Below are 12,199 nucleotides of genomic sequence, written 5' to 3' on the forward strand. Positions count from 1 at the left end.
GCGGTGACGTCGACCGAGGCCTCCGTGGGGCCGTAGAGGTTGTGCAGCTCCGCATCGCACTTGGCGAAGAACTCGTCCCGCAGATCGACCGGCAGCGCCTCGCCCGAGCACAACACCCGCCGCAATCCCGACACCGGACGGAAGTCGGCCAAGAACGCACGCAACATCGACGGGACGAAGTGGACAGTGCTCACCCGCTGCCGGTCGATCACCTCAGCCAAGTACGCCGGGTCCTTGTGCCCACCCGGCTTCGCGAACACCAACGTGGCACCCGTGACCAACGGCCAGAAGAACTCCCACACCGACACGTCAAAACTCGCCGGGGTCTTCTGCAACACCCGCTCCCCCGGCACCAAACCGTACTCGGCCTGCATCCACAACAGCCGGTTCACAATGCCCGACTGCGGGACCACCACACCCTTCGGCCTGCCCGTGGACCCGGACGTGTAGATCATGTACGCCGCGCGGTCCCCCGCGGGCACCTCGGTGACCGGCGGGCCGACCGGCAGGTCCGGCGAGTCGACGACGAACGCGGGGCGCGCGTCCTCGACCATCGCCGCCAGGCGCTCGGCCGGGTAGTCCGGGTCCAGCGGCAGGTAGGCCGCCCCCACCCGCTGCGCGGCCAGCATCGCCACGACCTGCGCCGCCGACCGGTCCAACCGCACACCCACGACCGCCCCGTGCCCGACCCCGCGCTCGCGCAGGGCGCCCGCGAACCGGGCGACGCGGTCTTCCAGCTCCGCGTAGGTCAGCGACTCGCCGCCGTCGACGACCACGGCGAGCGCGTCGGGCCGGGTCCGGCACTGCCCGGCCACCAGCTCCGGCAGCGTCGTCGCGGGCACCTCGACCTCGGCGCCCGGGTCGGCGACCCCGGCGGCGGGCAGGGCGGCGACGCGGCGACGCGGGTCGGCGACGAGGTCGGCGAGCACGGTGGCGAAGCGGTCGAGCAGCGCCCGCGCCTGGTCGTCGGTGAACAGGTCGGGCCGGTGGCGCAGCGTGGCGACCGGGTCCGCGCCCGGCTGGACCAGCAGCGTCAGCGGGTAGTGGGTGGCGTCGCGGCCCTCCACCTCGGTCACCGCGAGCCCGGCGGCCGACTGGGCTCGGTCGAGGCCCTCGGTGTCGACCGGGTAGCTCTCGAACACCGTCAGGGTGTCGAACAGCTCGCCGATGCCCACCGCGCGCTGGACGTCGGCCAGGCCGACGTGCTGGTGGTCGAGCAGCGCGCTCTGCTCGGCGTGCACGCGGGCGAGCAGGGCGGCGACGTCCTCGGCCGGGTCGAGCCGGACGCGGACCGGGACGGTGTTGATGAACAGGCCGATCATCGACTCCGCGCCGGGCAGGTCCTCCGGGCGGCCGGACACGGTCGCGCCGAACACCACGTCGTCCCGGCCCGTGCGCTCGGCCAGCACCAGCGCCCACGCCGCCTGCACGACGGCGTTGGGCGTGACCGCGCAGGCGCGGGCGGCCTCGGCCAGCCCGGCGGGCAGCGGCGCGTGCAGCGTGCCGGGGAGCACACCGGTGCGGGGCGCGCCCGGGGCGATGAGCGTCGGCTCGTCGAGACCGGTGAACGCCGACCGCCACGCCTCGACCGCGGCGGCGCCGTCGCGCTCGCCGAGCCGGGCCAGGTGCGCGGCGTAGGGGCGCACCGGGCCGGGGTCGCCGCCCGCGAGCAGGGTGAACAGCTCGTGCGCGAGCAGCGGGGTCGACCAGCCGTCGAGCAGCGCGTGGTGGTTGGTGAGCACGAGGGTGGCCCGCTCGGGCCCGGTGCGCACGAGCAGGAAGCGCAGCAGCGGCGCGACGTCGGGGTCGAACCGGGTCGCGCGCTCCTCGGCGGCGGCCGCCTCGGGGTCGGCCGCGGCGACCTCGCGCCACGGGACCTCGACGGCGGCGGGCACGACCTGCGCGGTGCGGCCCGAGGGCAGGACGGGGAAGCAGGCGCGCAGGTTCGGGTGCCGGTCGAGCAGCGTCTGCGCGGCGGCGCGAAGGGCCTCGCCGTCCACTTGCCCGGTCAGCGTCAGGACGAGCTGGGTCGTGTAGACGTCCACGCCCGCGTCGTCGAACCGGGACAGGAACAGCAGCCCCTCCTGCAACGGCGCGACCGGCCAGACCGCCTCGACGTCCGGGTGCGCGGCATCGATGGCGTCCACATCGGACTGGTCGAGCCCGGCCAGCGGCCAGTCCGACGGCGAGTGCCCGCCGGGGTGGTCGACGAGCGCGCACAGGCGCTCGACCGCCGCCGCCCACCCGTCCGCGAGCGCGCGGACGGTCTGCTCGTCGACGGCCTCACCCGCCCAGGACCAGTGCGCGGTCAGGGTCGGGCCGTCCGGGGTCTCCTCGGCGAGGATGTTGAGCGCGACCGGGTGGCTGACCGGCATCCCCGGGTCGGCCCCGCCGCCGAGCGCGGCCGCCTCCGGCGCGCCCGTCCACGGCCCGGACCCGCCCGCGCCGAGCCTGCCCAGGTAGTTCACCAGCAGGTCGCGCGGCGGCGCGTCGAGGTCGAGGACGCCGAACCCGATCCCCTCGTCGGGAAGCGAGCGCAGGTGCTCCTTCACCGCCCGCAGCGTCGTGGCCGGGTCGTCGGCCGGGCTCAGCCGCACGGGGGCGATGCTGGTGAACCAGCCGACCGTGCCGGTCACGTCCGGCTCCGCGCCCCGGCCGTGGCGCTCCAGGTCGACGGTGAACGGCACCCCCCGGGCCACGGCCAGCGCGGTGAGCAGCACATCGTCCTGTCCACAGTGGAACAACGCGGGCAGGGTGGTCAGCAGTGCCTTGGTCCGGTCGGCGGGAACGGTCGTGGTCAGGGTCCGCGCGGTCGCGACGGTGTCCTTGGCCGGGTCCAGCGGCCGGTGCGCCAGGCGCGGTCCGGGGTCGGCGGTGACGGCCCGCCACAGCGGTTCCTCCGCCGAGCGGTCGGCGCCGGTCAGCGCCTCGGCCCACACGCGCAGCGGCGTGGTCGACGGCTCCGGCCGCTCGCCCCGCACGGCGGCGGCGAGCGCGGGCGTGATCAGCCGCCACGACACGCCGTCCACCACGAGGTGGTGCACGGCGATCGCCAGCCGGTCCAGGTCGGCCAGCCACACCGCCGAGACCATCCGGCCCGCGTGCGGGTCCAGGGCGTCGACCGCGCGCTGACCGGCCTCGGCGAGGTCCACGCCCTCGACCCGGGCCAGCGCCGCGTCCACCCCGGCGGCCGGGATGACCAGGTGGTCGTCGACCAGCCGCGCGCGCAGGGCGGGGTGGGTGTCGAGCAGGGTGCGCAGGCCCGCCGCCAGGGCGTCCTCGGTGAGGTCGGTCGGCGTGACCAGCAGGCGGGTCTGGGCGAAGCGGCGGATCGGGCCGCCGCGGGCCAGCAGCGCCCGCATGATCGGCGTGGCCGGGACGGTCCCCGTGTCCACCCCGGCCACCTCGGTCCGCACCACGTCGAACTCGGCGGAACGGGCCAGCCCGGCGAGGGTGCGCGCCTCGAACACCTGGCGGGTGCTGATCCGCACGCCCTCGGCCCGGGCGCGGGCCACCAGCCGCATGGACATGATGGAGTCGCCGCCCAGGGCGAAGAAGCTGTCCTCGACGCCGACCGAGTCCAGGCCCAGCACCTCGGCGACGAGCCCGGCGATCGCGGCCTCGGCCCCGGTGCGCGGCGCGGCGCCCGCGGGGGCGGCCACCGCGACCGGGTCGGGCAGCGCCGCCCGGTCGACCTTGCCGTTGACGGTGGTCGGCAGGGCGTCGAGCAGCACGACGAACGCCGGGACCATGTAGTCCGGCAGCGTCTCGCGGGCCCATTCGGTCACCTCGGCCGGGGTGAGCGGGGCTTCCGGAACGACGTGGGCCACCAGGTGGTCGCCGCCGACGCGGCGCACCGTCACCACGGCCCGGCGCACAGCGGGGTGCCGGGTGAGGACGGCCTCGACCTCCTCCAGCTCCAGGCGCATACCGCGGATCTTGACCTGGTTGTCGGCGCGGCCGACGAAGTCCAGCGTGCCGTCCGGCGCCCAGCGGGCCAGGTCGCCGGTGCGGTAGAGCCGGGACCCGGGCGGGCCGAACGGGTCGGCGACGAACCGGGCGGCGGTCAGCGCGGGCGCTCCCGCGTAGCCGCGGCCGAGCAGGTACCCGCCCGCGTACAGCTCGCCCGCGACGCCCACCGGGACCGGGCGCAGGTGCGGGTCGAGGACGTGCAGCCGGGTGTCGGGGTTCGGGCCGCCGATCGAGGTCGCCATCCGGTCGGAGGCGTCGCGGTAGACCACGTGGGACACGCCGATGGTGGCCTCGGCGGGCCCGTAGCCGTGGTACATCGTCGTGGCCAGGCGGGCGCGGAAGCGGGCGAACAGCTCCGGGGTGAGCACCTCGCCGCCGCACCACACGTGCTTGAGCCCGGCCAGCGAGCCGGGCTCGGTGGCCGCGGACAGCAGCGCGTCGAGCACCGAGGAGGGCAGGTAGACGAAGGTGACGCCGGTGCGGTCGATCAGGTCGAGCAGGTACAGCGGGTCGCGCTCGCCACCGGGCTCGGCCACCACGACGCGGCCGCCGCAGACCAGCGGCAGGAACACCTCGTTGACGGAGATGTCGAACGCCAGCGGGGCCTTGAACAGGGTGGCGTCGTCGGCGCCGAAGCCGAGCAGGCCGCGCTGCCAGTGCAGGCGGCCCGCGATGGCGTCGTGCCGGATCATCGCGCCCTTGGGCGTCCCGGTGGACCCGGAGGTGAAGATGACGTACGCCAGCCCGGCGCCGTCCACAGTGGTCTCGGGCGCGGTGGCGACCGCCACCGGGGCGTCCAGGTCGACGCGGACGACCGGCACCGGCAGGCCGAGCGCGCCACCGCCGACGGCGGCGACCGCGCCGGAGTCGGCGAGCACCCTGGCCCGGCGGTCGGCGGGCCAGTCCGGGTCGACCGGCACGAACGCCCCGCCCGCGCGCAGCACGGCGACCAGGGCGACGACCATCGCCGCCCCGCGCGGCAGCGCGATGCCGACGACGCGCTCCCGGCCGACGCCGAGCGCGACCAGCTCGGCGGCCAGCGCCGCGCTGCGCCGGTCGAGCTCGCGGTAGGTCAGCACGCGGTCGCCGTCCACGACGGCGTCGGCGTCCGGGGTGGCCGCGAGCTGGTCGAGGAGCAGGCCGAGCAGCGTCAGCGACGGCCGGTCCGTGGCGGTGTCGGTGAACCGGGTGAGCAGGGTGTGCCGCTCGGCGGGCCGGAGCAGGTCGACCGAGCCGACCGGCCGGTCCGCCGCGGTGGCCAGCGCGGCGAGGGCGGCGGCGAGCCGGTCGGCCAGCTCGGCGGCCCGCTCGGGCGCGCGGTGGCGGACCCGCAGGTCGAAGTCGGCGCCGGGGGCGGCGACCAGGGCGATCGGGTAGTGCGTGGCGTCGTGGCCGCGCACGCCGGTCAGCCGCAGGCCCGCGGCCCGCTCGACGGCGCGGGTGGCCTCGGCGTCGACCGGGTAGCTCTCGAAGACCGTCAGGGTGTCGAACAGCTCGCCGAGCCCGGCCGCGCGCTGGACCTCGGCCAGGCCGACGTGCTGGTGCTCCAGCAGCCGGGCCTGCTCGGCCTGCACCCTGGCCAGCAGCCCGGCCAGGGACTCGGCCGGGTCGAGCCGCACCCGCACCGGCACGGTGTTGATGAACAGCCCGATCATCGACTCCGCGCCGGGCAGGTCGTCCGGGCGGCCGGACACGGTCGCGCCGAACACCACGTCGGTCCGCCCGAGCGAGCGGGCCAGCGCCAACCCCCAGGCCGTCTGCACGACGGTGTTGACCGTGACCCGGTGCCGCTTCGCGACCTCGGCCAGCCCGGCCGGGACGGCGACCCGGACCTCACCCACCTCGCCCGCGCCCCCACCGCCGACCAGGGTCGGCTCGGCGAGGTCGGTGAGCGCCTCCGCCCACGCCGCCGAGGCGGCCGCGGCGTCGCGCGCGGCCAGGGCGGCCAGGTGCTCCCGGTAGGGGCGGGCGGCGGTGGGCGCCATGCCCGCGTAGCGGGTCAGCAGCTCGCGGACCAGAAGCGGGCCGGACCAGCCGTCGAGGACGAGGTGGTGGTTGGTGACCACGAGCCGGTGCGTGCCCGGGCCGGTGGTGGCCAGCAGGAAGCGGACCAGCGGCGGCGCGGCCAGGTCGAAGGGCTCGGCCCGGTCGGCGGCCAGCAGCGCGGGCCACCGGTCGGGGTCGCCGGTCAGGTCGACCGCGCGCACCGGCGCCTCGGCGACCGGGCGGACCACCTGCACCGGGGACCCGGCGACGGTGAAGGCCGTGCGCAGGTTCGGGTGGGCGCGCACCAGGCCGGTCGCGGCGGCGCGCAACCGGGCCAGGTCGAGCTCGCCGTCGAGGTCGAGCACGAGTTGGACGGTGTAGACGTCCTCGTCGCCGGTCTCGGCCAGGTAGAGCAGGCCCGCCTGCAGCGGGGTCAGCGGCCAGACGTCCTCGAGGTCGGGGAACCGGGCGTCCAGTTCGTCCACATCGGACTTGCTCAGCGCGGTCAGCGGGAAGTCCGAGGGGCTGTGCCCGCCGGAGGCCGCGCCCGCCGCCGCTTCGGCGATCGCGCGCACGGCGGCGGCCCAGCGGTCGATGTCGACCGCGTCGCCCGCGGCCGGGGCGGTGGTCCACCGGGCGACGAGCACGGGCCCGTCCGGGCGGTCCTCCACGGCGGCGTCGACCGCGACGGCGTGGGTGAGCGGCAGGCCGGGGTCGGCGGAGCCGGTGACGGCGGACTCGCCGACCGGCTGCCAGGCCCCGCCCGCGCCCACGGTGAACCGGCCAAGGTAGTTGACCAGGACCTCGGCGCCGGACGGGCCGTGCAGCAGCCCGTGGCCGATGCCGTCGTCCGGCACCGCGCGCACCTGGTCCTTGACCCGTCGCACGGCGGTGATCACGTCGGATTCCGCCACGTCCAGCACCACGGGGTGCACGGTGGTGAACCAGCCGACGGTGCGGGCGAGGTCGGCGCCCTCGACGGCCTGCTCGACCCGGCCGTGGCCCTCCAGGTCCACCCGCAGGACCGGGCCCGCGACAGTGGCCAGCGCGGTCAACACGGCCTCGCGCACGCCCGCGCCGAACCGGGCGGGCAGGGCCGTCAGGAGCGCCTCGGTCGTTCTGGTGTCAAAGGAAACGGCGCGGGTGACGGCGGAGCCTGCGGTGTCGCGTTCCGGGTCCAGGGACGGGATGCCCAGCGTGGCAACGGATGCCGCGCGCGTCTGCCGCCAGTGCCCGGCCTCCTCGGTGGGTCGGGTGTGCTCGACGAGCGCCCGCGCCCACACCGCGAACGGGGTGCCCTCGGGCTCGGGCTCGTCGGCGGCGAGGGTCTCGGCGAGCACGCGCCAGGACACGCCGTCGACGACCAGGTGGTGCGCGGCGATCTCCACGGTGCCCGCGGCCTGGTCGAAGCGGACCGCCAGCATCGCGCCGGTCTCGGGGTCGAGCGCGTCGAGCGGGTCGGCGCCGGTCATGACGTCGGTGGCGCGCACCGCGCCGACCGGCGGGACGAGGAGCACGCCCCGGGCGCGGTCGAGCCGGGCCCGGAGCATGTGGTGGGTGTCAAGCGCGCGCTGCACGGCCTCGACGAGCCGGTCGGTGGTCAGGTCGGCGGGCGCGGCCAGGACGGTGGTCTGGGCGAACCGGCGGATCGGGCCGCCCCCGGCCAGCAGGTCGCGCAGCACCGGGGTGGCCGGGACGACGCCGAGCGGGTCGCCGTCGAGCACGCCCGTGGTCGCGGCGCCCACCTTGGCCATCGCGGCGACCGTGCGGTGGTCGAACACGTCACGGGGGCGCAGCGCGAACCCGGCGGCGCGGGCGCGGGAGACGAGCTGGATGGAGATGATGCTGTCGCCGCCGAGGGCGAAGAAATCGTCGTCCACCCCGACCGAGGGCAGGCCCAGCACACCCGCGACCACCGCGGCCAACCTGGCCTCGTCCTCGGTCGCGGGCCGGGCGTCGCCCGCCAGCACGGCGAAGTCCGGCTCCGGCAGCGCGGACCGGTCGAGCTTGCCGTTGCGGTTGAGCGGGAGCGCGGCCAGCACGACCACGGCGGAGGGCACCGCGTGCTCGGGCAACCGGTCGGCCACCGCCGCGCGCACGTCCGCCACGTCGCCGACGACATAGCCGACCAGTCGTCCACTTCGGACAGCCGCGGCGGCGGCCCGGACCCCGGGCACGGCGGCGAGCGCGGACTCCACCTCGCCCAGCTCGAGCCGGTGGCCGCGCACCTTGACCTGGTCGTCGGCCCGGCCGACGAACCGCAGCCTGCCGTCGCGGGTCCGGCGCACCAGGTCGCCGGTCCGATAGAGGCGGCCGCCGCCGGGGGCCGCCACGAACCGCTGCGCGGTCAGGGCGGGCTTGCCCCGGTACCCCAGCGCGACCTGCTCGCCGCCCAGGTACAGCTCACCCACGACCCCCACCGGGACCGGGCGCAGGTAAGCGTCGAGGACGTGCGCGGAGCTGCCCGCGAGGGGGGCGCCGATGTGCGGCTGGTCGCCGGTGATCCCCGCGTGGGTGATCGCGACCGTCGCCTCCGTCGGCCCGTAGAACACGACGCCGCGGGCGTCGGCGGCGAGCCGCGCCCACAGGCCGGCCGGGACGGACTCGCCGCCGGTGGCCAGCACCGGGCGGTGTGGGCCGTCGAGGACACCGGCGTCGACCAGCAGGCCGACGGTCGCCGGGGTGGCCTCGACGAAGTCGATCCGGCGCGCGGCGATGAGCGCGGCGAACGCCTCGGGGTCGGTGTAGACCTCGCGCGCCAGCAGGTGCAGTTCGTGGCCCGCCAGCAGCCACAGCAGCGGCTGCCAGGAGGCGTCGAAGGCGAACGAGTAGGCGTGCGTCACCCTCAGCCGCCGTCCCCGCGCTTGGTCGTCGCGCAGGTCCGCGAGGGCGTGGAACAGGGCGGTGACCTGCCGGTGCGCCACGGCCACGCCCTTCGGCTCGCCGGTGGAGCCGGAGGTGTGGATGACGTAGGCGGTGTCGTCCGGGTGCGGGTCGCGGCCGGGGGCGTGCCGCCAGTCGACCGGCTGGTCGAGGCGGACGGTGGGGATCGCCGTCGGCCCGTCGCTGACGGCCAGGTCGGAGACGGCGAGCAGGGCCTCGACGCGGGCCCGCGGCTGGTCGGGGTCGATCGGCAGGTAGGCGGCGCCGGAGGCGATCGCGGCGAACGCGGCCACGACGAGGTCGGCCGTGCGCGGCAGGGCGACGGCGACGGCCGTGCCCGGCCCGGCGCCGAGCGCGCGCAGGTGCCCGGCCAGGCGCTCGACCCGCGCGCCCAGTTCGGCGAAGGTCAGCGTGGCGTCGTCGGCGACGACGGCCACCGCCGCGGGCGTGGCGTCGACCTGCGCGCGGAGCAGTTCGGTGAGGGTGCGCGGGCCTGCCGGGACCGGCTCGACCGCGACGGGTTCACGCTCGGGCGCGGTGCGGATGTCCAATTCGGACAGCCGAGTCGACGGCTCGGCCACGACCTCGCGCAGCAGCGCGGTGTAGCGCTCGGCGATGGCCTCCGCCGTCTCCCGGTCGAACAGGGCGGTGGCGTAGTCGACGCTGAGGTCGATCCCGCCGTCCGCGCGCTCGGCCAGCGTCAACGTCAGGTCCACCTTGGCGGTGGTCAGCTCGACGGGCTCGGGCCTGCCGTCGTGGCCGGGCAGCCCCGGCGCGCCCGTGGGCGCGGCCCGGTGCACGAGCATGGTCTGGAACAGCGGGTTGCGGCCCAGCCGCCGCTGCGGGTTGAGCGCCTCCACCAGCCGGTCGAACGGCAGGTCCTGGTGGGCGAACGCGGCGAGGTCGACGGCGCGGACGCGGTCGAGCAGGTCACCGAAGCCGGGGTCGCCGCCGGTGTCGACGCGCAGCACCAGGGTGTTGACGCAGAAGCCGATCAGCTCGTCGAGTCCGGCGTCGGTGCGCCCCGCGACCGGGGCGCCGACCGGGATGTCGTGGCCCGCGCCGAGCCCGGTCAGCAGGGCGGCCAGCGCGGCGTGGCCGACCATGAACACGGTCGCGCCGTGCTCGGCGGCCAGCGCGGCGATCCCGGCGTGGGTGGCGGCGTCGACCTCGGCGGTGACCCGCGCGCCCCGGTGGTCCGGGGCGGCGGGGCGCTCCCGGTCGACCGGGAGCGGCAGCTCGGCGGGGAGGTCGGCCAGCGCGGTGGACCAGTGGTCGAGGTCCGCGGTGGTGTCCAGCTCCCGCTGCCACACGGCGTAGTCGGCGTACTGCGCGGCCAGCGGCGCCCACGAGGGGGCGGTCCCGGCGCGGCGCGCGGTGTAGGCGGCGCCGAGGTCGGCCCACAGGGTGGGCTCGGACCACTCGTCGGCGGCGACGTGGTGCACGAGCACCAACAGGACGGTGTCGGTGGCAGTGTCGATATCGGTGTCGGTGTCGAACAGCCAGGCCCGGACGGGGATCTCGGCGGCGAGGTCGAACGGGTGCTCGGCGGCGCGGCGCAGCGCGGCGGCCACGTCGCCGCCGGTCTCCTCGACCACCAACTCGGGCGCGGCCCCGGCCAGCACCTCCTGGTGGGCGACGCCGTCCTCGTCGCGCAGCACCGTGCGCAGGACCTCGTGGCGGGCGGTGAGGTCGGCCAGCGCGGCGCGCAGCGCGGGCACGTCGACGGGGCCGGACATCCGCGCCGTGAACGGGATGTTGTAGGTCGCGGCCGGTCCCTCGACCCGGTAGTGGAACCAGAGCCGCTGCTGGGCGTGGGACAGCGGGGGCCGCTCGGGCCGGGGCCCCGCGCCCACGGCGGGGCGGGTCGGCCGGGTGGCGCCGAGGCGGGCGGCGAGGCCCGCCGGGGTCGGGGCGTCGAACACGTCGCGCACGGACAGCTCGCCGCCGAGGTCGCCGCGCACGCGGTTGACCAGGCGGGTGGCGAGCAGCGAGTGGCCACCGAGCCGGAAGAAGTCGGCGTCCGCGCCCACCGCGGGCAGGCTCAGCAGGTCGGCGAAGACCGCGCACAACACGCGCTCGGCCGGGGTCGCGGGCTCGGCGGTGGAGACCTCGCCCACGCCCGGGTCGGGCAGCGCGGCGCGGTCGGCCTTGCCGCTGGGCGAGAGCGGGATGGCCTCGACCCCGCCGACGACGGCGGGCACCAGGTGGGCGGGCAGCCGGGAGGCCAGGTCGGCGCGCAGGTCGCGCTCGACCGCGGCGGCGGGGACCACCCAGGCGACGAGCCGGTCGCCGCGCACGGCGGCCACGGCCTGCCGCACACCGTCCACAGCCGACAGCGCGGCCTCGACCTCGCCCAGCTCGACCCGGAAGCCGCGCAGCTTCACCTGGTCGTCGGCGCGGCCGACGTACTCCACGTCGCCCTCGGCGTTCCACAGCGCGAGGTCGCCGGTGCGGTAGAGCCGCGCGCCGGGCTCGAACGGGTCGGCGACGAACCGGGCCGCGGTGAGCGCGGCCCGGTCGTGGTAGCCCCAGGCGAGCTGGGCGCCCGCCAGGTACAGCTCACCCACCACGCCGGTGGGGACCGGGCGCAGCGCGGCGTCGAGCACGTGCAGCCGGGTGTTCCACACCGGCTTGCCGATCGGCACGGTCGGCGAGTCCCGGCCGATCCTGGTCGCGGTGACGTCGACCGAGGCCTCCGTGGGGCCGTAGAGGTTGTGCAGCTCCGCATCGCACTTGGCGAAGAACTCGTCCCGCAGATCGACCGGCAGCGCCTCGCCCGAGCACAACACCCGCCGCAATCCCGACACCGGACGGAAGTCGGCCAAGAACGCACGCAACATCGACGGGACGAAGTGGACAGTGCTCACCCGCTGCCGGTCGATCACCTCAGCCAAGTACGCCGGGTCCTTGTGCCCACCCGGCTTCGCGAACACCAACGTGGCACCCGTGACCAACGGCCAGAAGAACTCCCACACCGACACGTCAAAACTCGCCGGGGTCTTCTGCAACACCCGCTCCCCCGGCACCAAACCGTACTCGGCCTGCATCCACAACAGCCGGTTCACAATGCCCGACTGCGGGACCACCACACCCTTCGGCCTGCCCGTGGACCCGGACGTGTAGATCATGTACGCCGCGCGGTCCCCCGCGGGCACCTCGGTGACCGGCGGGCCGACCGGCAGGTCCGGCGAGTCGACGACGAACGCGGGGCGCGCGTCCTCGACCATCGCCGCCAGGCGCTCGGCCGGGTAGTCCGGGTCCAGCGGCAGGTAGGCCGCCCCCACCCGCTGCGCGGCCAGCATCGCCACGACCTGCGCCGCCGACCGGTCCAACCGCACACCCACGACCGCCCCGT

Annotated in this window: 1 protein-coding gene; it reads right to left on the minus strand. The window is 76.5% G+C overall.

The features are described 5' to 3' along the window. Positions 1–12,188: non-ribosomal peptide synthetase (locus GCL84_RS19715; protein ID WP_235926471.1), on the minus strand; the 12,188-nt coding region annotated here is incomplete at its 3' end. Between the last annotated feature and the right edge of the window lie 11 nt (positions 12,189–12,199).

Origin of the sequence: Actinokineospora pegani, assembly GCF_009745975.1 — a bacterium.
In the GTDB taxonomy this organism is placed as follows: domain Bacteria; phylum Actinomycetota; class Actinomycetes; order Mycobacteriales; family Pseudonocardiaceae; genus Actinokineospora; species Actinokineospora pegani.